The sequence below is a fragment of the Aeromonas hydrophila subsp. hydrophila ATCC 7966 genome (assembly GCF_000014805.1).
Classification (GTDB): domain Bacteria; phylum Pseudomonadota; class Gammaproteobacteria; order Enterobacterales; family Aeromonadaceae; genus Aeromonas; species Aeromonas hydrophila.
In genome coordinates this window covers 2,841,043-2,861,105 of sequence record NC_008570.1, presented here as the reverse complement: position 1 = coordinate 2,861,105, position 20,063 = coordinate 2,841,043, and the positions used below count along the sequence as shown (strand labels likewise).

Genomic DNA, 20,063 nt, shown 5'->3' with positions numbered 1-20,063 from the left:
ACCTTGCGTTGGATTGCACTGTCAATCGAGTTTGTGAAAAAGTTCAAAAAGTCAGCCAAGCCAACGTAAAATCAATGACTTATACGATTGTCTTTGACAAAACCTTGGAGCGACGCTGCCAGTTGTAGAGGCGCTGGCGCGCCACCGGCAGATCTTCCACCTCCAGCGGATCGAAGCCCCGTTCCCGGAACCAGTGAATGGAGCGGGTGGTGAGCACGAACAGGCGGCGGATCCCGAGCCGCTTGGCCCGCTCGGCCACCTTGGCCACCAGCTGATCCCCCCGGTTGGAGTTGCGGTAGTCGGGGTGAATGGCGACGCAGGCCATCTCCGCCATCGCCTCTTCCATGAAGCAGTAGAGGGCCGCGCAGCCGATGATGAGGCCGTCGCGCTCGATGATGGTGAACTTGTCGATCTCCATCTCCAGCTGCTCGCGGGAGCGGCGCACCAGAATGCCTTCCTCCTCCAGCGGGCGGATGAGATCCAGGATGCCGCCGATGTCCTCTATGGTGGCGGCGCGCGCCTGCTCGGCGCTTTCCCGCACTATCTGGGTGCCGAGGCCATCGCGGCTGAACAACTCCTGCAGCATGGCGCCGTCATCCTGATAGCTCACCAGGTGGGAGCGGGGCACGCCGCCGCGGCAGGAGGCGATGGCCGCGCGCAGGTAGCGGGCGGTGCCGGACATCTCTTCTCCGGCCTGCTCCAGCTCCACCAGCAGCTCTTCGGCCTGTTCGGGGAAGAGCTCGGAGATGGCCTCGCCGTGGCGGTCCATCACCCCCTGGGTGCTGCTGAAGCAGATGAGTTTGTCCGCTTTCAAGTCCACCGCTACCCGGCGGGCCACTTCTTCCGAACTCAGGTTGAAGCTCTCGCCGGTGACCGAGCAGCCGATGGGGGAGATGAGCACCAGGCTCTTCTGATCCAGCTGGCGGGTGATCCCTTCCACGTCGATGCGGCGCACCCGGCCGCTGTGGCAAAAATCGATGCCGTCATCCACCCCGAGCGGCTGGGCGGTGACGAAGTTGCCACTCACCACGCTGATGCGGGCACCCTGCATGGGAGTGTTGGCGAGCCCCATGGAGAGCTGGGCTGTGATGTCGTACTGCAACCCGCCGCACACCTGCTTGATGATGGCGAAGCTCTCGTCATCGGTGACCCGAATTCGCTTGTGGTACTGGGCCTCGATGCCGGCGCGGGCCAGCGCCTCGTCGTTCTGCGGACGGGAGCCGAATACCAGCACCAAGCGTATCCCTAAGGTCTGCAGCAGGGCGATATCGCTGACGATGTTGGCGAAATTGGGGTGGCAGAGGGCTTCCCCCCCCATCATCAGCACGAAGGTGGCGCCTCTGTGCACATTGACGTAGGGGGTAGACTGCCGAAAGGCATAGACCAGGCTGGGTTCGCGTTCACGCACTTGAGGCTTCTTCCATAAAAAAACAGCAATGGGCTCAATATATGAAAATAAATGCACAAATCAAGATTAAATATTGATTTTGCGCGATTTTGTCATCGGGACGGCCTGGCGGCCCGAACAGCGGTGACACCAGGCGGGGCAGGGGTGTCAGCGGTGTGAGGGTACGCCTCAGGTTGATCCCGGCCCATAAACTGTTATCTTCGATATTCCTTTTCGTCAGCTGTGCGATCGCACAGGTTTTTATACAAGGACAGGGTGCATGGAACAGATTATTTCGCCGGCAGACGCGCTGCCGGGACGCCGCGAGGCGATGGTGATTGGCCAGCAGCATGCGGTCAATGGTCACCCGACTCAGGGACCCTGGCCTGAAGGGATGGCGGTGGCCTGGTTCGGCATGGGCTGCTTCTGGGGGGTGGAACGCCTGTTCTGGCAACAGACTGGGGTCTACTCCACCGCCGCCGGCTATCAGGGCGGGGTGACCCAGAATCCCACCTACAAGGAGGTGTGCAGCGGATTGACCGGCCATGCCGAGACGGTGCAGGTGGTGTTTGATCCCAAGGTGATCAGCTACGGCGACTTGCTCAAGCTGTTCTGGGAGCAGCACGATCCGGCCCAGGGCATGCGCCAGGGCGGCGACATCGGCACCCAGTACCGCTCCGTCATCTTCTTCGGGGACGACACCCAGGAGGCGATTGCCCAGCAGAGTCTGGCCGCCTACCAGCAGGCGATGACGGCCAGCGGTGACGGGCGTACCATCACCACCCGCATTCTGCCGCTGGCGCCCTTCTATTACGCCGAGGATTACCATCAGCAATATCTGGAGAAGAATCCGGACGGGTATTGCGGCCTGGGTGGCATCGGCGTCTGCTTGCCACCGAGCCTCAACCGCTAGGTGAAGATGACGGGTATCTGTGACTTGTCATTAATTGAAAAAGAAAAAGGCCGCGTTTGCGGCCTTTTTATCGGGCTTTGTCAGGAGAGTGAAAAAAATCATAAAAAAATGTGTCATGAGCGGGAACTAAATTGAACCCGCTTTGCCTAACCTAGTAGCCACCATGGATGGCGGCTAAGACCAGACACATTTCTTGCCTCGAAAATTCATAAAAGTCATTGAAAAGCTTGATGAGTTGAAATGATAGCAAGCAGGGCTGCCCGTTGAAGGCGGCCCTTTTCATGTTTGCGGTGCGGACAAATTTGCGGGGGAGTGGCGAACTGGGCGTTCGCCATTGTGATCAGCTGATGGCGCCGTCAAACAGGTTCTTGATGAGATCGATGAACTCTTCGAGGAAGGCTTTCTGCTCCGGGGTCGGGGCGCGCAGCCAGACGGCGGAAAGCACCTCTTCCAGATCGGCCACCACCGCATCGGCTTCCTGCATGATCACGAAGCGCAACTTGGGATCGAGCTGCGGGTTCTGCTCGCAGATGGCCATCAGGTTGCTGGCCACCCGGCCGCTCACCAGATCTTCGATGGTCTGTTCACCACTGCTCTGTTGCTGGGTTTCAAACAGTCCCAGACTCTCCACCAGATACTCAATCAGGGCGATATAGCCTTCGCTTTCTACAACCATGGCGGCCTCAATCCTCAACAATACGAAAAACTGTGCGTATTTTAGTGGCTGGACCTAGCTTGGCAAGCGGCAGTGCAGGCGATAACGGATAAAACCGACCCCGCCGCGCTCCACGCTCTCCAATCCGGTCAGCTCAAAGCCATACCGTAAAAATAGCCCATAGCTGAAGGCGCTGGCTTCCGTTGTCAGCTGTGCGAGTCCGAGCTGTTTTGCCTCGGCGAGGGCCGCAGCCAGCAGCAGGCCGCCATAGCCCCGGCGCGGGTGATCGGCGCTCACATAGAGCAGGCTGAGGTGGCCATCCTGGCTCAGGGTGACGAAACCGAGTGGCTCGTCACCTTGCTCCAGCACCCAGCCGTGGTGCTCGCGCAGCTGGCCGGCAAAGCCGGGATGATGGGCGCCGAGGGCCCACTGCTCCACCTGCTCCGGGCTGTAGTGCTGCGGGCCAATCCTTCGCACCGACTGCTCGAACAGGGCGCAAAGGGCGGGGATGTGTTGCTCGTTCAGCTGAACGAGCCTGGGCTCTGCCGCCATGGCGGGGCTCATTGCTGCGGCGCCTGCGGGCGCTTGGCCTTGGGCAGACCGGCCACCACCCGCTCGTAGGAGTGATGCACCCAGCCCTGCCAGAGATCGTCGGCCAGGCCGTCGCTGAAGGTGACCGTGTTCCAGTGCTGCTTGTTCATGTGCCAGCCCGGTTTGACCTCGGGGTGGAGTTCGCGCAGCAGCAGGGCCAGCTCGGGTTCGCACTTGAGGTTCAGCCGCAGCGGTTCGGCCTGCCAGTCCAGCAGGGCAAACATCTTGCCGGCGATGCGATAGACCAGGATCTCTGGGCCGAAGGGGGTATCCTCCTGAGCGCCCGGCAGGGTCAGCAGAAAGGATCTCAAACGGGTCAACTCCATGGTCATGCTCCTCGCCGCTTGCGGTGCAAACGTATTAGTCGGGTGAAAAAATCTGCTAAGATGCGCGCCTACTATACCCCAATGCCGTTGATGAGGGAGTCGCAAGATGCTGTATCACAAGACCTTCGAGCTGGGTCCCGAGCGGGATTGGGTAGTCTTCGTGCACGGGGCGGGCGGCAGCTCCTCCATCTGGTTCAAGCAGCTGCGCGCCTATCGCGAACACTTCAACGTGCTGCTGCTGGACTTGCGCGGTCATGGCCAGTCCCACAAGCTGCAGCAGGTGATCAAGGGCCACTACAGCTTTCGGGCGGTGACCGAGGATATCCTGCAACTGCTCGATCACCTCAACATTCGCCGTGCCCACTTCGTCGGCATCTCCCTTGGCACCATCCTCATTCGCCATCTGGCGGAGCTCTGTCCCGAGCGGGTCAAGAGCATGGTGCTGGGCGGCGCCATTTTGCGGCTCGACATCCGCTCGCGGGTGTTGGTGCAGCTCGGCCGCCTCGGCCAGCACATTCTGCCTTACATGTGGCTCTACCGGCTGTTTGCCTTCATCATCATGCCCCGCCAGCACCATCAGGAGTCGCGCAACCTGTTCGTGCGCGAGGCGCGCAAATTGTGCCAAAAAGAGTTCAAGCGCTGGTTTCGCCTCGCCACCGAGGTGAATCCCCTGATGCGCTACTTCAAGGAGCGGGCCCTGCCCATTCCGACCCTCTACGTGATGGGGGAGGAGGATCACATGTTCCTGGCGCCGGTGCGCGAGCAGGTGGCGCGCGATCCCTACAGCCGGCTCGAAATCATCGACGGTTGCGGCCACGTCTGCAACGTGGAGCGGCCCGAGCACTTCAACCGCCAGTCACTGGCCTTTCTCACCGCCCAGCCCGGCTGAATTGGCGCCAGCTGCCGATTTGATGCGGCCCTGGTGGCTTGAGCCTGCGAGGTCATGTCAGGTGTTGGCCGCCAATCGCCGGGTGCTAGTCCACTACTACCCGGCCGGCTGAGCCCTTGGTTACCCTGTGACTCCCATCACCAAGGAGTCCCTATGACCAAACTCATCCACACCATGATCCGGGTTCGCGACCTGGATAGATCCGTGCGTTTCTACCGCGAGGCCCTCGAGCTGGCGGTTCGGGATCACTTTCCCTTCGACGGTTTTTCCCTCACCTACCTTGCCAATGACCAGAGTGGCTTCGAGCTCGAATTGACGCACAACCAGGGCCAGGCCGAGCCCTATCGCCACGGCAACGGCTACGGCCATCTGGCGGTGACGGTGGAAGACATCGAGGCGGCGCATCAGCGTCTGACGGCACTGGATCTGGCCCCTGCACCGGTCAAGGCGATGTACCATGAGGGCACCCTGCTGGCCCGGCTGTTCTTTTTGACCGACCCCGACGGTTACCAGATCGAGTTCATCGAGCGGGCCGGCCGCTTCGCCTGAGCTTGAAGCGTGGAATAGGAAGGGGCCGCAGCCCGGTGCTGCGGCCCTTTTTTCATGAGGAAGGAAGCGGCGCCCCTCAGGCGGCGACGTCCGGCTCCTGTCTTGTTTCCAGATGGACCAGGCAGGAGCAGCGCAGCAGGGAGGCAAAGTTGCTCATCTCCATGCCGTTGCCGAGCGCCTCCTGATAGAGCTCGGAGAGAAACAGCCCCATGGAGCGCCCCTGGGCCTGACAGAGCTGCTCCAGGATGGTCCAGAACTTGTTTTCCAGCCGGATGCTGGTGCTGTGACCGCAGATCCGCACCGAGCGGGTGGTGCAGGCGTAGTGACTGGGATCCTGGCCGGAGAAGACGGTGCACATGGGCTGGTCCTGAGCGGTAAAGGGGAGGGCCATGGTAGGCAACTCTGCCGCCCGGGTCAAAAAAGCCCCCTGTTGGCACAGGATGCTCGCCATCCTCCGTCAGCCAAAGTAGTGGGCGATGTCGAGGTAGCGCTGTCGGATGTGCTCGATCAGCAGCCGGATCTTGCGCGGCGGCTGGCGGGTAAAGGGGTAGACGGCGTAGATGCCGAGCTTCTTGCCCACCTGATCGGGGAAGAGATCCACCAGCTCGCCGTTCATCAGGTCGTGATAGACCAGGCAGCGCGGCACATAGACGATGCCGCGCCCCCCCAGCGCCGCCTTGCGCAGAGCGCCGGCGTTGTCGGTGCAAAAGCTGCCCGATACCGACAGCAGGTAGTTACCCTCTTCCCCCTTGAAGGCCCACTCCGAGGCCCCCGTGCTCTGGTAGGCGTAGCGCAGGCAGTTGTGGGTGAGCAAGTCTGACGGCTCGCGCGGCGCCCCGAAGCGGCGCACGTAGGCGGGGGCGGCGCAGATCACCCACTGGGAGTCGAGAATGTGGCGGGCAATCAGGCTCGAGTCATCCAGATAGCCGGTGCGAATGACCAGATCGAACCCCTCTTCCACCAGATTGACGAAGCGGTTGTCCAGCGACATCTCCACCGTGAGCCCCGGGTGCTGCTGGCAAAAATCGGCCACCGCGTCGGCCAGCAGCAGCTCGCCGGAGATGGTGGGCACCGACATCCGCACATGACCGCTCACCTTTTCACCGAATCCCGCCACCGCGTCGAAGGCGTCCAGTGCGGCGGCCTTCACATTTTTGGCACCCTGATAGAGCGCCTTGCCCGCCTCGCTCAGAGTGAGCCGGCGGGTGGTGCGATAGAGCAGCTGCACCCCGAGTTCTTCCTCCAGGCGCCCGATCCGTTTACTAACTACCGAATTTGTCAGGGAATTTTGTTCAGCTACCTTGCTGAAGGAGCCGGCCTCCACCACCTGGGCGAAGAGGATGAGGTCGTCGGTACTGGCCATATTGATCAACTTTTGGAACGAATGTTGTTCATTATTTCCATATATCGCGAAAAAGGAACAGGGTAAGGTCACGTCCGCTTAACAAAACAACAACAAGGTGCGCCTCTGCACCGCTCGGACAAGGACGCAATGATGACAGACACCCTGCTGGCCCTGGTGGCCTTCTCGCCGATCCTGGTGGCCGCCGTGCTGCTGGTCGGCCTCAACTGGCCCGCCAAGCGCGCCATGCCCGTCGCCTTTTTGTTGACCGTGTTCATTGCCCTGTGGGGCTGGCAGATGAGCCCGACCCGGGTCTTTGCCTCCACCCTGCAGGGGCTGGTGATCACGGTGACCGTGCTCTGGATCGTGTTCGGCGCCATCCTGATGCTCAACACCCTCAAACACACCGGCGCCATCAGCGCCATTCGCGGCGGCTTTACCAACATCTCGCCGGACCGGCGCATCCAGGCCATCATCATCGCCTGGTGCTTCGGCGCCTTTATCGAAGGGGCTTCTGGCTTTGGCACCCCGGCCGCCATCGCGGCGCCGCTGCTGGTGGCCATCGGCTTTCCGGCGCTGGCCGCGGTGCTGCTCGGCATGATGATCCAGTCCACCCCGGTGTCGTTCGGTGCGGTGGGCACCCCCATTCTGGTGGGGATCAACAAGGGGCTCGACAGCCAGACCATCGGCCAGACCCTGAGCGCCGGCGGCAGCAGCTGGGAGGTCTACCTGCAGCAGGTGACCACCAATGTGGCCCTCATTCACGCCGTGGTCGGCACCCTGATGCCGGTGCTGATGGTGATGATGCTGACCCGCTTCTTCGGCCGTCACCGCAGCTGGACCGAGGGGCTCGCCATCCTGCCGTTCGCGATTTTCGCCGGGCTCGCCTTCACCGTGCCCTATGCCCTGACCGGCATGCTGCTTGGCCCCGAGTTCCCGTCCCTCATTGGCGGCCTGGTGGGGCTGGCCCTGGTGGTGACGGCGGCGCGAGCCGGTTTTCTGGTGCCGAAATCCAGCTGGGATTTCGCCCCCGAGCAGGAGTGGCCCGCTGAGTGGCTGGGCTCCCTCAAGCTCGATCTCAAAGAAGCCGCCGCCCGTCCCATGTCGCTGCTGCTGGCCTGGCTCCCCTATGTGGCGCTGGCCCTCTTGCTGGTGGCGAGCCGGGTGAGCCCGGAGTTCAAGGCCAGCCTGTTGTCGGTGAGCCTCGCCTTCACGGATCTGCTGGGGGAGAAGGGGGTCAGCGCCTCCATTGAGCCGCTCTACCTGCCGGGGGGCTTGCTGGTGCTCTGCGCCCTGCTCGCCACCTTGTTGCAATCGCGCTCTCTCGCCCCCTTCGGGCGCGCGCTGGGGGAGTCCAGCCGCACCCTGATCGGCGCCGGCTTCGTGCTGATCTTCACCGTGCCCATGGTGCGCATCTTCATCAACTCCGGCGTCAACGGGGCGGATCTCGCCAGCATGCCGGTGACCACCGCGAACTTTGCCGCCGGGCTGGTGGGGGAGTTCTTCCCGGCCCTGAGCGCCACCATCGGTGCGCTGGGGGCCTTTATCGCCGGCTCCAACACGGTGTCGAACATGATGTTCAGCCAGTTCCAGTTTGAAGTGGCACAGACCCTGGGGGTCTCCACCGCTGCCATGCTGGCGCTGCAGGCCGTGGGCGCGGCGGCCGGCAACATGATTGCCATTCACAACGTGGTGGCGGCGTCGGCCACCGTGGGGCTGCTCGGCCGTGAGGGGGCGACGCTGCGCAAGACTGCGCTGCCGACCCTCTACTACCTGCTGGTCACCGGCCTTATCGGGCTGGCGCTCATGTACAGCTTCCACATCTCGGACGTCCTGCTGCAGTTGAAGTAAAGGAGAGCAAGTGATGAAGGTAATGCGGGTCTATCCGGCCAAGCCGGCCGATGTCTATCTCTACGCCACCTGTCTGGTGGACCTGTTCGACCCGGTGGCGGGGCTCGATGCCATCGCCCTGCTCGAGCGGGAAGGGATAAGGGTGCACTTTGTCGAGAAACAGACCTGCTGCGGGCAGCCGGCCTACACCTCGGGCCATGAAGAGGAGGCGCGCCAGGTGGCGCAAAGCCAGATGGCGCTCTTCCCCGAGCCCTGGCCGGTGGTGGTGCTGTCGGGCTCCTGTGGCGGCATGATGCACCACCACTATGCGCGCCTCTTTCCAGAGAGCTCCGAGGTGGCGGCGTTTTGCGAGCGGGTGTTCGAGCTCACCGAGTTTCTGGCCCAGGTCTGCCGGGTGCGCTGGCACGGGGTGGGGAGGGCGAACATCGTCATGCACACCTCCTGCTCGGCCCGGCGCGAGATGCAGGTACACAGCCGGGCCCGTGCCCTGCTGGGCCAGCTCGATGGGGTCACCTTGCATGAGCAGGCCTACGAGAGCGAGTGCTGCGGCTTTGGCGGCACCTTCTCGGTGCGCCATCCCCACATCAGCCAGGCCATGGTGGAGGACAAGACCCGCCACCTGCTGGCCACTGGCGCCGACACCCTGGTGAGCGCCGACTGGGGGTGCCTCTTGAACATCAAGGGCTCCCTGGCCTATCAGGGCAAGACACTGCCCGCCATGCACCTGGCCAGCTTCCTGCTCGCCCACAGCGAGCCGGTGGCTCAGTGCTTACAAGAGCCAAAACAGGAGGCCCATCATGAGTGAGCATGCCAAGTATTCGCCGCGCCGCTTTCATCCCCAGGCCGAGGCGGCCCTGGCCGACCCCGTGCTGCGCCAGAACTTTCGCGGCGCCATGGATTACCTGCGCGCCAAGCGGCGGGATGCCTTCTCTGACCCCGCCGAAGAAGCGGCGGTGCGCGATGCGGCGGAGCAGATCCGCCAGCGTTGCCTCTCGCGCCTGCCCGATCTTTTGGTGCAGCTCGAAACCAACTGCGAGCGCAACGGCATCAAGGTGCACTGGGCCCAGACGCCGGCCGAGGCCAACGCCATCATCCTTCGCATCGCCCAGCAACATGGGGTGAGCAGCATCGTCAAGGGCAAGTCCATGGTGAGCGAGGAGGTGGGTTTCAACCACGAGATGGCGCGCCACGGCATCCGCTGCCTTGAGAGCGACATGGGGGAGTTTATCGTCCAGCTCGACGGCGATACCCCGTCCCACATCATCATGCCCGCCATCCACAAGAACAAGCAGGAGGTGAGCGACACCTTCGCCGGCAATCTGGCGGATTTCACCCCCACCACCGATGTGGACGAACTGATCCAGACCGGGCGGCGGGCCCTGCGCGAAGAGTTTCGCCGCGCCGGTATGGGGCTCTCCGGCGTCAACTTCGCGGTGGCCGAGACCGGCAGCCTGTGTCTCGTCGAGAACGAGGGCAACGGGCGCATGTGCACCACTGTGCCGAAAGTGCACGTGGCCATCACCGGCATCGAGAAGGTGGTGGAATTTTTAAGCGACGTGCCGCCCCTTTACAGCGCCCTGACCCGCTCGGCCACCGGCCAGGCCATCACCACCTACTTCAACGTCATCAGCGGCCCGCGCCGGGCAGGGGAGCTGGATGGCCCGGACGAGGTGCACCTGGTGCTGCTCGACAACGGCCGCAGCCAGGCCTATCGGGATGAGGAGCTGCGCAAGACCCTGCAGTGCATTCGCTGCGGCGCCTGCATGAATCACTGCCCGGTCTACACCCGCATCGGCGGCCACGCCTATGGCACCATCTACCCGGGTCCCATCGGCAAGATCATCTCCCCCCATCTGCTGGGGCTGGAAAGCACGAGCGATCTGGTGACCGCATCCAGCCTGTGCGGTGCCTGCGGCGAGGTGTGCCCGGTGCGTATCCCCATTCCCGACCTGTTGCAGCGCCTGCGGCGGGAGGCCAAGCACGACGCACAGCCCGGCCACGAACCGCTGGCGGGGCAGGGGGCGGCCAGGAGCCGGCTCGAGACGCTTGCCATGCAGGGCTTTGCCTTTGCCGCCACCCACCCGAGCCTCTATCACGCCGCGACCGGTGTCGCCGGTCGCCTGCGGGGGCTGATGCCCAAACACCTGGGTCCCTGGACCCAGTGCCGCGAGGCCCCCAAACCCGCCCCCCAGAGCCTGCACGCCCTGCTGCGCCAGAAAAAAAAGGAGTCTTGAGATGTCGAGCAAAGAGGCCATATTAAGCCGCCTGCGCGGTGCCGCCACCCCCATGGCCCACGCCCCCCATGGCTGGCAGCCCTGGCGTGGAGAGGATGATCAGGCGCGGCGCGAGCGCTTTCTTGGCATGATCAGCGCCAGCCACGCCGAGATCCTCACCGTCAAGGAGGAAACCCTGGCCCGGGATCTGAGCGCCTGGCTTGATGGGGAAGCAATAACGCATCTGGCCTGTGGCCAGGGGGGCCGCTGGCAAGCCGAAGTCGCGGCCGCCAGCGCCGGGCGCTCTGTGCTGACTCCGGCGGGGGAGTTTGCCGGCTGGAAGGATGAGCTGTTCGACGTTTGTCAGGCGGGCATCACCCATTGCGCGGGGGCCATCGCCGATACCGGTACCCTGGTGTTGCTGCCGGATAGCGGCGAGCCGCGCACCCTATCCCTGGTGCCCCCCTGCCATATCGCCCTGTTGGCGGCCTCCACCATTGCCGACAACCTGGCGGGGCTGGTGGCGGCCGGGCGCTGGCAGCAGGCCATGCCCACCAACCTGCTGCTGGTCTCCGGCCCCTCCAAGACTGCCGACATCCAGCAGACCCTGGCCTACGGCGCCCACGGCCCGAGTCGCCTGCTGGTAGTGCTGGTGGAGGATTGCTGATGGGCTGGAACCAGTTTGACGCCGCCGTGCTTGAGCGCATTCCGCCGGAGCGGCTGGTGAGCGACCCGGATCTTCGGCTGGCCCACGGCACGGACGCCAGCTTCTACCGGCTGGTGCCCGAGCGCATCGTGCGCCTCGACTCTTTGGATGAGGTGCGCTTCGTGCTGGCGGTGTGCCGCGAATTGCACCTGCCGTGCACCTTTCGCGCCGCCGGCACCAGCCTCTCGGGCCAGGCCCTGAGTGATTCGGTGCTCATCACCCTGACCGACAGCTGGCGCGGCCATCGCATTCTGGACGAGGGGGCGCGCATTGCCCTGCAACCCGGGGTGATCGGCGCCGATGCCAACCGCTATCTGGCGCCTCTGGGGCGCAAGATTGGGCCGGATCCCGCTTCCATCAACGCCTGCAAGCTGGGCGGCATCGCCGCCAACAACGCGAGCGGCATGTGCTGCGGCACCGCCCACAACAGCTATCACACCCTGCATGCCATGACCCTGCTGCTGGCCGATGGCACCGTGCTGGACAGTGGCGATCCCCACAGCCGCGCCGCCTTTGCGGCCAGGCGCCCGGAGCTGCTCACGGGGCTCGCCGCCCTGCGTGCCGAGGTGCTGGCGAACGCCGAGCTTGCCGCGAAAATTCGCCACAAATACCGGCTCAAGAACACCACCGGCTACGCCATCAATGCCCTGCTCGACCATGAGGACCCCATCGATATCCTCACCCACCTGATGATCGGCTCGGAGGGGACCCTCGGCTTTATCGCCGAGGTGGTGCTCGATACCGTGCCCGAATACCCCCACAAGGCCTCGGCCCTGCTGGTGTTTCGGGACGCCGAGCAGGCGTGTCTGGCCACCTCGCGCCTGAAAAACGCGCCGGTGGCGGCGGTGGAGCTGATGGATGGGCGCTCCCTTCGCTCGGTCGCGGGCAAGCCCGGCTTGCCGGGCTTTATCAAGACGCTGGATCTGGCGGCCTGCGCCCTGCTTGTCGAGGTGCATGGGGAATCGAAAGAGGAGCTGGTCGATCGCTGCGAGCAGGTGACGGCCATGGCGGCCGAGTTCGCCCAGGTCGCCTCTGTGCCCTTTACTGGCGACAGCGCCGGCCTGTGGGCCATTCGCAAGGGGCTCTTCCCGGCGGTGGGGGCGGTGCGCACCACCGGCACCACCGTCATCATCGAGGATGTCGCCTTTCCCATCGAGCGTCTGGCCGAAGGGGTGGCAGGGCTGCAAGCCCTGTTCGATCGCTTCGAATACGGTGAAGCCATCATCTTTGGCCACGCACTGGAGGGGAACCTGCACTTCGTCTTTACCCAGGGGTTCGATGATCCGGCCCAGGTGGCCCGCTACGGTGCCTTTATGGATGCGGTGGCCGAGCTGGTCGCCGTGCGCTTTGGCGGGTCGCTGAAGGCCGAGCACGGCACCGGCCGCAACATGGCCCCCTATGTGGAGCTGGAATGGGGGCCGGAGGGGATGGCGCTGATGCGCCGCATCAAGGCGCTGCTGGACCCCGATAACCTGCTCAATCCCGGCGTCATCATCAACGACGACCCCAAGGCCCACCTGGCCCACCTCAAGCCCATGCCGGCGAGCGATGCCATCGTCGATCCGTGCATCGAGTGCGGCTTTTGCGAGGCGGTCTGCCCCTCGCGCACCCTGTCGCTGTCGCCGCGCCAGCGCATCGTGCTCTATCGCGAACTGGCCCGCCGCAATCGTGCCGATGAGCCCTCCAACCAGCTGGCCCGGCTGTTTGACTATCAGGGCATCGACACCTGCGCCGCGACCGGGCTGTGCGCCGATCGCTGCCCGGTCGGCATCAACACCGGAGCGCTCATCAAGAAGCTGCGCACTGACAAGTACCGGCGCTTCGTACCCATTGCCCGCTGGAGCGCCGATCACTTCACCGGCGTTACCCGCACCGCTCGCGGGGCCCTCGGCCTCAAAGGGATTGCCGGCAAGCTGTTGGGAGACAAGGCGCTGGCCGGATTGGTGAACGGGGTTCGCCATCTGAGCGGCCAGCGCACACCCGCCTGGCTGCCCACCCTGCCGGGGCCGAGCCGCTACCGGTGGTCGCAAGGGGAGGGAAGCCATGGCGGATCCAGCGAGCGCGCTGTGGTCTATCTGCCATCGTGCGCCAGCCGGGTATTCGGCCAGCAGGAGGATGCCCCGTCACTGCCGGACGTGGTGCAATCCCTCCTCAAGAAGGCGGGCTGCCGGGTGATAGTGCCGCAAGGCATTGAGGGGCTCTGCTGCGGCATGCCCTATGACAGCAAGGGGATGGTCGAGGTGGCAGCCGCCAAGCGTACTGATCTGGCCGAGGCGCTGTGGCAGGCAAGCGAGCAGGGGCGCTGGCCCGTGCTGCTCGACACCAGCCCCTGTGTGCAGCGGCTGCTCTCGGGGGCGCTCGGCAAGGGTCTTCGGGCGTTCGAGCCCTCCGCCTTTGTGTTGGAACACCTGCTGCCCCACCTTGAGCTGACCCCCATCGATGAGACCGTCATGCTCCATATCACTTGCAGCAGCCGGCGCATGGGGTTGGAGGAGACGATGCTGGCGGTGGCCCGAGCCTGTGCCCGGGAGGTGATCGTGCCAGAGCATATCCAGTGCTGCGGTTTTGCCGGCGACAAGGGGCTGATGATCCCTGAGCTCAACGCCGCCGCCCTCGCCAGCCTGCCTGCCCAGGTGCCCGCCGGTTGCCGCCAGGGATTCAGCAATAGCCGCACCTGCGAGATGGGGCTCAGCCAGCACGCCGGCATTCCCTATCACAGCATCCTCTATCTGGTGGATCAGGCAGCGAAATAAATAACCCCCCGGCAGAATATATTCTGTCAGGGGGCTATCTCAAGAAGAGTGAGTGTTTTTTAGTAATTCATGTTGCCTTTGTATTGGTCAATGTTACTTAAATATATGCAGGCATCCTTTTCATTTCATATGACATTCCATGTAAAATCGGACTCTCAATTTTGGATGAAAAGCCATTCATGAAAACAGAGTTTACTTCGTGGTAGGAGTAAAACATTGATATACCACTGCGATATGAGCACTCTTCCCTGTTCCCCAGTCACATGGTTCTCTATTATATGTGGTGTAGAATAGGACACCACCATTTGGCATATCTTGTGCCTGTTTTGGGTTCATAACAGTCACACCATCCTCTGCTCCACCACATATACTATGCACACTAATAGAGCCAACACATTGTCCTTGAGGAAGGAATTGACAGTCATCCTCTTTCCAAGAATATCTATTGTCTGCTCTTTTAACCTCACCTACATTAAAAACCTTTTTACATTCAGTAATAAATGAGAATGGCAGCTTTGTATTTGCGTTAGCGAACGCTGGAATTGAAAACAATACCATTAGCAAAAGCTTTTTCATGTTTTTCCTCCAAAGTGAATAAGTCATGCTACAGATGGATTAATTGTGGGTGAAGTACCCATGTGGGGGGCAATATTGATCTAATTTATTTAAATCTTTAGTGATCTGTGGCATCCATTGAATTTTCTTTGCAGAGGGTAGTGTTTTTAGTTGATGGTGTTGTGAGCAGACATTAGCTTCGGAATGAAGGGGAATAATAAGTTATGCTGTTGGAAGAAGAGTAAAAAATCTGTGTGGTTCGCCATTTAAATGTTTTGTTTAATAATGGGATGCCGGTCATTTATCGTAGCATGGGTATATTTAGGTCCAGCTAATTTTCAGCCATCACGCTGACATTCCTTATCACAGTATTCTGTGAGACGAAGAGATACATAAAGCCCTGTTAGAGTGAGTTTTGGTGTTTTGTTGAGCAGCAGTGCCTGGTCACGCCTTGCAATGCCCCGTTGCATATATCCCTCTTGAGAGCCTTGTTACTTGTGTTTTTGTAATATCACTGTGCTGCATCGTCCGGCCAACCAAGTCATGTGTTATCTCTTGCTCATCAATGCCTTGTAACAGCTGGTTACAGATCTTGCGTCGACCGGCGAACCCTTCCTCCAGTAAATTCAGCGGCGATTGAATGCACCTCACATAACAAAGCAATTGCAAGGAACAAGAGTCATGAGAATGCACCACAAGGCCATGCTGGCCATCGCCTGCACCGCCGCCCTGTCCGCCTGTGACAGCGAGAAGGCGGCCAACAGCATCGCCAAGCGCGCACCGCTGCCGTTGCCCGATGCCGGCGTCTATGAGGCAAACCTGCTCAGCCGCGATGGCGATCAGGGGCCGCTGAAGATGATCAAGGGAGTGGAGGGATTGGCGCTGGTCTATCCCAAGGGGGATGGCGAGCAGCGCTGGGGCGTCTGGGTCGAGAACGACGGCAAGTCGATTACCTCTTCGCAATGGATGGGGCAGGCGGCCCAGAAAGAGAACAAGGATGGCATCTATCCGGTGCTGCTGGAGCGCACCTCGGTGCGGGGCAAGCGGCTCGATGCCCAGAGCAACGACCACAACCTCATCAGTTTTCAAGACAAAGCGGTAACCGATCTGGCTGGTAAGGAGGTCAGGCGCTGGACCTTTGACTTCAGCCGTACCGGCACCCAGTTCCGGGATCCGGATCAGAGCACCGCCCTCTATCGCGACTGGAGCGGCCACCTGGCCGTGGGCAAGCTCGCCACCCGGACAATCACCAACGACAGCTGGCGGGTGGCAGAGGACGCCGGCCTTGCTGATGCCATGGTGGGGCTGATCCGCAGCACCAACAATGGCGGCTCCCTGACCCTGGAGATCGAATTTCCCAAGGCGGGCTGTACCCTGACCGGCAAGGGCAGTGCAGAGTCTGGCAAGGGGCTCAGCAAGCTTAACCTGAGCGGGTTTGGCAAGTGCAGCTTCAAGGCATCAAGCGAACTCAGCCCGCTTGAGAACAAGTGGATGCTGGGCCTGGCCAAGGCCAAAGAGGGGGCAACGGCCTACGTCGCCGCGTTCGAGATGCCGAATACCCGCAAGACGACCCTGGTGGTGGGCTTCCCCGAACAGCATGGTCTGATGATGGTGGGCGACAAGCAGCCCTGATCCCGTCTTGATATCCCGCCCAGCACAGTGTTGTTACCCCGGCCTGGCCGGGGTTTTTGATGGCGGGGGGCTGTCACCAGAGGGCAAACAGGGGGCAAGGCTCAATACCCCGTCATCTCCAGATAACCGACCCCCTTGGCATCTCCCGAGACAGAGACGGCCCCTTCCCAGTAGTCAAAGCGCCCCGTCATGGCCTGATTGGGCTGGCGGGCACGGATGGTCAGGTTCAAATCGGCGGCCTTAAGCTGCCATTCGATGGGGTAGGCTTGCCCCTTGGGTCCGCGCCAGGTCTTGCCGGGGGTGAGAACGATGCTATCGGGGGAGAGCACTTGGCTGCTGCCGTCGCGTTCAATCAAGATGCCGTAGCGGTTCTCCGGTTCGGGGCGACCTGACTTGGTGCGAAGGCGAAACAGCATCAGCTCGCGGCCGTCAACAAATTGCAGGGAGAACCAGTCCCAGCCCGCTTGCCAATCGGCCAGCACCGAGCTGCTCCACTCGTGATCGAACCAGCCCTGGCCGCTGACGGTGCGGGTCTCGCCATCCAGGGTCAAAGTGCCGGTGAGCATCAAACGGGGGAAGGAGTAGTAAAACGAGGCGTTGCCTGGGCTCTTCTCGCTGTAACCCGCCTTGCCTTGCAGCACCGCGGGTTTGCGATTGCTCACTCGAAGATCCAACTGACCTATGGCGCTATCGACGTTGAGGCGTGCGGGAAAGAGCGCCGTTCCTTGGGATTTAAGTGCCCACTCCCTTAGCCAATACTCGCCTTGGCTGGCGCCCGCCAAGCCCGGTCCCTGGCGGCTGGTGCGCTCGTCCTGCAGATGCTGGCCGGTGGCGAGATCCGTGATGGCAAATTGCGCCAGCCAGAGCTGGGGGGTGAGCCAGGAATTGACGAGTGGTTGCTCTCGAACTGAGCCTTTCTTATCAACCACTTGCCAATCTACCCCTTGGCGAAACAGGGTCCACTGAAGGCCGTACTCACGCCCCTGCTCGTCTTTGAGGTTGCCGGTGAGATACCACCACTCGGATCTGTAGTCCGGATGGGCTGCGTGATCTGCGGGCAAGTTTATTGTCTGTCCCGGCAGCGCCTTCCTGAAGTGATCGCCGCCGCTGCCGAGCACGGCCCCGAGATCCTGGGCCTGAGCGCTCATGCCAAGCAGGGCATACAGGGCGGCCAGCAGCTTGGCCCGTAGTGAATGCTTCATACCACCCTCCTGGCGGCAAACCAGGAGGCCACTGATGAGATGAGAGAGCCAGCATGCTGGCTCTGGTTTCACTCCTTGGGTCATACCACTCTCCTTGCGGCAAACCAGGAAGCCAGAGCCCCACAGATGGGCGCCAGCAATAGCGCCGTGATGGCGTGAGTCGGGGCGGCTTCGAATGCCAGCCGCCAGCCGAAGGCGCGGGGGTTGACCACCTCGATGAGCACCCAGGCGAGACCATAACCCACCGGCAGGGCGAGCAGGGCGGTGAGCAGCCCCAATCCGGCGCCTTGCCACACCAGCAGCTGGCGACAGCGGTGGGGGCTTAAGCCAAGACTCTGCAGGGTCTGCAGCTCGGCTTTTCGGGCGAGCCCCAGCACCATAAAGGCGGAGCCGATGCCGACAAAGGCGATCCCCAGGATCAGCAATTTCAGCAGCTCGGTCACCACAAAGGTCTGATCGAACACCTTGAGCGCCGCGGCGTGGATGGCGGGGGCGGGCAAGAGAGTCACCTTCTCCCCAAAGCGCGCCCGCAGCTCATCGGCGAGCCGCTCCGGCTGAGGGCTAAACAGCGCCAGGGATTGTACGGGCCCGGTTTCAAAGCCGTGCAAGACCTGCCCCTTGTCGCTGCCGTAATCCTGATAGACGCCGGTGACTTGCACCGATCGCGGGCCCGACTCACTCGTGATCACAAGCGTCTGGCCGACCTTGACCCCTAGGCGCACCGTCAGCGGCTCGCTCGCCAGCACCTCGCCCGGCCCTGTTGGCCAGCGGCCGCTCAGCAGGGGATAGGCGGCTCTGAGTTCTGGGATGGCATCCATCTGGGCCCATTCGATGGGCTGCCCCTGCCAGCGGGCGGGTTGCACCGAGCGGCGCGAGGCTGCTTTGAGTTCGGGGCTGGCGAATATGGCGTCCAGAGTTGACTGGTCGAGCGTGCCCCGGCTGCCTGCCGCGCCCCTGGGGGCGCTCACATAGAGATCCGCGGCGAGGCGCTGGCCCAGCCAGATCTCCACGCTGGTGCGAAAGCTCGACACCATGACCCCGATGCCGATGGCGGCGGCGATGGCGAGTTGCAGCGCCATCACGGCGATGGCGGTGCGATCCAGATGATATTGGGTCTCGGCCACGGCCAGCCTCAAGGTGAGGCCGCCGCGCCGGCGCCGCAATAGACCCAGTACCCAGCGCAGGGCATCCGGCAGCCATAGGGCCATGGCCAGCAGCCAGCCGCCGGCAATCAACAGGGCGCCGGGGAGCCCTGTCTGGGGCAGCCACAGGCAAAGCGCGCAGACCAGCAGGATGGCGAGCGCCAGCAGGCGCCGGCGCCAGGGATGGGCGCTTACACGCACCTGGCCTTCACGCAGTTGCAGCGGCGATTGGCGCAGCAGTGCCCACCAGCCGGGCAGGTTGGCGGCGAGCGTCCCGAGCAGACCCAAGGCCGCGGCCTTGATGAGACCCGTGGGGGAGAGGCGCAAGAGATCGATGGGATTGGGACCGTATAGGTCTGCCAGCGCCTGGGTCAGCTGACCCATCAGCGCCTTGGCGAGCAAGACTCCGAGCACCAGGCCCAGCAGGGTGCCGAGGCTGGCGAGGATCAGGATCTCCAGGGTCAGCCAGTGCAGCAGCCGGCGCGGCGGCATGCCGAGGATGATGAGCTGGGCCAGCTGGGGGCGGCGCACGCTCTGCACGAAGCGCTGGGCGTTGAACACCAAAAACAATCCCACCGCCATGGCGAGCAGGGAGAGCGCCGTGAGGTTCAGCGCCAGCGCATCGCCGAGCTGGCTGGCATCGAGCGCCGGACTGATGGGCTCGAGCCAGAGCGGCTTGGGCAGTCTGGCTTGCAGCGCCTTGGCTTCTGCCTCGCTTAGCTTGAACAGGATGCGATCCAGCCGCCCGCTCTTGCCGAGCAGGGGCTGGGCGATACCGAGATCGGTGAGCAGCAGCCGCTCCATGGGCACGGCGCCGGGCTCGAAGGTGCCCGCGAGCGTCAGTTGGAGTGACCGCTCACCCTGCAAAAAGTGGCGGGTCTCGCCGACGGTCCAACCCAGCCGCACGGCTTCGGGGGTGGCGAGCCAGACGCCGTCGGCCCGCGCCAGGGAAAATGACTCCTTATCGCCGCCTTGTTTGTCCGAGCCGAGCAGAGGGCTCAAGGGGCCCGGGTTCAAGAGATCGATGCCGAGCAGCTGGAAGCTGCGCCCCTGGGGGTCTTTGAGCCAGGCGTGCAGCTGGGGCAGGGCCGCGAGGGCGCGCTCGCTTCGCACCAGTTTGACGTAGAGTTGCTCGTCCAGGCCGCCGCTCGGCGCCAGCCGGTAGTTTGCCTCCCCGGCGAGCTGGCTGCGGGCGGCGACGAAGTTGGTCTTGGCGCTCTGGTTGAGCAGCTCGATGGCGACCACCAGCGAGACCCCCAGCATCAGGCCGGTGAGGCTCATCAGCAGCAGCCAGGGGTGGGCGCGGTAGAGGCGCAGCAGCGCCTTCAGGGGCAGCACGGCTCGGCCCCTTGCGCGG

The 20,063-nt window shown here is 62.9% G+C and carries 18 protein-coding genes; 9 read left to right on the top strand and 9 right to left on the bottom strand.

The genetic code is table 11. The features are described 5' to 3' along the window. Nucleotides 1–79 precede the first annotated feature (79 nt). Nucleotides 80–1,408 carry an amino-acid N-acetyltransferase gene (argA, locus tag AHA_RS12980; protein WP_011706389.1) on the bottom strand — a complete coding sequence of 443 codons (1,329 nt, stop codon included), beginning with the start codon at nucleotides 1,406–1,408 and terminating at the stop codon, nucleotides 80–82. Nucleotides 1,409–1,667: 259 nt separating this feature from the next. Between argA and msrA the strand changes: the two genes are divergently transcribed. Next, on the top strand, nucleotides 1,668–2,300 hold the full coding sequence (gene msrA / locus AHA_RS12975) for a peptide-methionine (S)-S-oxide reductase MsrA (RefSeq protein WP_011706388.1): 633 nt from the start codon (nucleotides 1,668–1,670) through the stop codon (nucleotides 2,298–2,300). Nucleotides 2,301–2,640: 340 nt separating this feature from the next. Here msrA and AHA_RS12970 read toward each other — a convergent pair whose 3' ends face one another. From AHA_RS12970 to AHA_RS12960, 3 genes are read right to left on the bottom strand one after another with little or no spacing between them, the layout of a single operon-like run. Further along, nucleotides 2,641–2,976, bottom strand: a complete 336-nt coding sequence (locus AHA_RS12970; protein ID WP_024944925.1) for a DUF3802 family protein — start codon at nucleotides 2,974–2,976, stop codon at nucleotides 2,641–2,643. A gap of 54 nt (nucleotides 2,977–3,030) precedes the next feature. Continuing rightward, nucleotides 3,031–3,519, bottom strand: coding sequence for a GNAT family N-acetyltransferase (locus AHA_RS12965; protein ID WP_011706386.1), 489 nt, complete (start codon nucleotides 3,517–3,519; stop codon nucleotides 3,031–3,033). Beyond that, nucleotides 3,516–3,872 (bottom strand): MmcQ/YjbR family DNA-binding protein, encoded by a 357-nt coding sequence (locus AHA_RS12960; protein ID WP_011706385.1) that lies wholly within the window; start codon nucleotides 3,870–3,872, stop codon nucleotides 3,516–3,518. The genes AHA_RS12965 and AHA_RS12960 overlap by 4 nt, the downstream gene beginning before the upstream one ends. Before the next feature lie 106 nt (nucleotides 3,873–3,978). Between AHA_RS12960 and AHA_RS12955 the strand changes: the two genes are divergently transcribed. Next, entirely contained in the window at nucleotides 3,979–4,761 is a 783-nt protein-coding gene (locus tag AHA_RS12955) for an alpha/beta fold hydrolase (protein WP_005302068.1), read from the top strand. A 153-nt stretch (nucleotides 4,762–4,914) separates the two neighbouring features. Then, on the top strand, nucleotides 4,915–5,310 hold the full coding sequence (locus AHA_RS12950; protein ID WP_011706384.1) for a VOC family protein: 396 nt from the start codon (nucleotides 4,915–4,917) through the stop codon (nucleotides 5,308–5,310). A 76-nt stretch (nucleotides 5,311–5,386) separates the two neighbouring features. Here the strand turns inward: AHA_RS12950 and AHA_RS12945 are convergent, their stop codons facing one another. Together AHA_RS12945 and AHA_RS12940 are read right to left on the bottom strand one after the other, a co-directional pair. Further along, nucleotides 5,387–5,701, bottom strand: a complete 315-nt coding sequence (locus AHA_RS12945; protein WP_011706383.1) for a ribbon-helix-helix domain-containing protein — start codon at nucleotides 5,699–5,701, stop codon at nucleotides 5,387–5,389. A 66-nt stretch (nucleotides 5,702–5,767) separates the two neighbouring features. Next, complete coding sequence (locus AHA_RS12940; RefSeq protein ID WP_011706382.1) at nucleotides 5,768–6,745, bottom strand: LysR family transcriptional regulator; 978 nt, start codon at nucleotides 6,743–6,745, stop codon at nucleotides 5,768–5,770. Nucleotides 6,746–6,805: 60 nt separating this feature from the next. Between AHA_RS12940 and AHA_RS12935 the strand changes: the two genes are divergently transcribed. From AHA_RS12935 to AHA_RS12915, 5 genes are read left to right on the top strand one after another with little or no spacing between them, the layout of a single operon-like run. Next, nucleotides 6,806–8,503 (top strand): L-lactate permease, encoded by a 1,698-nt coding sequence (locus AHA_RS12935; RefSeq protein WP_011706381.1) that lies wholly within the window; start codon nucleotides 6,806–6,808, stop codon nucleotides 8,501–8,503. A 13-nt stretch (nucleotides 8,504–8,516) separates the two neighbouring features. Further along, complete coding sequence (locus AHA_RS12930; protein ID WP_011706380.1) at nucleotides 8,517–9,308, top strand: (Fe-S)-binding protein; 792 nt, start codon at nucleotides 8,517–8,519, stop codon at nucleotides 9,306–9,308. Further along, nucleotides 9,301–10,737, top strand: coding sequence for a LutB/LldF family L-lactate oxidation iron-sulfur protein (locus AHA_RS12925; protein ID WP_011706379.1), 1,437 nt, complete (start codon nucleotides 9,301–9,303; stop codon nucleotides 10,735–10,737). Before AHA_RS12930 ends, AHA_RS12925 begins: the two co-directional genes overlap by 8 nt. A gap of 1 nt (nucleotide 10,738) precedes the next feature. Then, nucleotides 10,739–11,383, top strand: a complete 645-nt coding sequence (locus AHA_RS12920; RefSeq protein ID WP_011706378.1) for a LutC/YkgG family protein — start codon at nucleotides 10,739–10,741, stop codon at nucleotides 11,381–11,383. Further along, nucleotides 11,383–14,175 (top strand): FAD-binding and (Fe-S)-binding domain-containing protein, encoded by a 2,793-nt coding sequence (locus AHA_RS12915; RefSeq protein WP_011706377.1) that lies wholly within the window; start codon nucleotides 11,383–11,385, stop codon nucleotides 14,173–14,175. Before AHA_RS12920 ends, AHA_RS12915 begins: the two co-directional genes overlap by 1 nt. 192 nt (nucleotides 14,176–14,367) lie before the next feature. Here the strand turns inward: AHA_RS12915 and AHA_RS12910 are convergent, their stop codons facing one another. Further along, nucleotides 14,368–14,751 (bottom strand): hypothetical protein, encoded by a 384-nt coding sequence (locus tag AHA_RS12910; RefSeq protein WP_139348872.1) that lies wholly within the window; start codon nucleotides 14,749–14,751, stop codon nucleotides 14,368–14,370. A 666-nt stretch (nucleotides 14,752–15,417) separates the two neighbouring features. Here AHA_RS12910 and AHA_RS12905 point away from each other — a divergent pair. Further along, nucleotides 15,418–16,362 carry a hypothetical protein gene (locus tag AHA_RS12905; protein WP_011706376.1) on the top strand — a complete coding sequence of 315 codons (945 nt, stop codon included), beginning with the start codon at nucleotides 15,418–15,420 and terminating at the stop codon, nucleotides 16,360–16,362. Between the two features lie 101 nt (nucleotides 16,363–16,463). On the opposite strand, the gene AHA_RS12900 is transcribed toward AHA_RS12905, so the two are convergent. Continuing rightward, nucleotides 16,464–17,510 carry a lipocalin-like domain-containing protein gene (locus AHA_RS12900; protein WP_370511041.1) on the bottom strand — a complete coding sequence of 349 codons (1,047 nt, stop codon included), beginning with the start codon at nucleotides 17,508–17,510 and terminating at the stop codon, nucleotides 16,464–16,466. 134 nt (nucleotides 17,511–17,644) lie between these two features. Further along, a complete protein-coding gene (locus AHA_RS12895; RefSeq protein WP_011706374.1) occupies nucleotides 17,645–20,044 on the bottom strand; it encodes an ABC transporter permease in 2,400 nt (799 codons plus the stop codon). Between the last annotated feature and the right edge of the window lie 19 nt (nucleotides 20,045–20,063).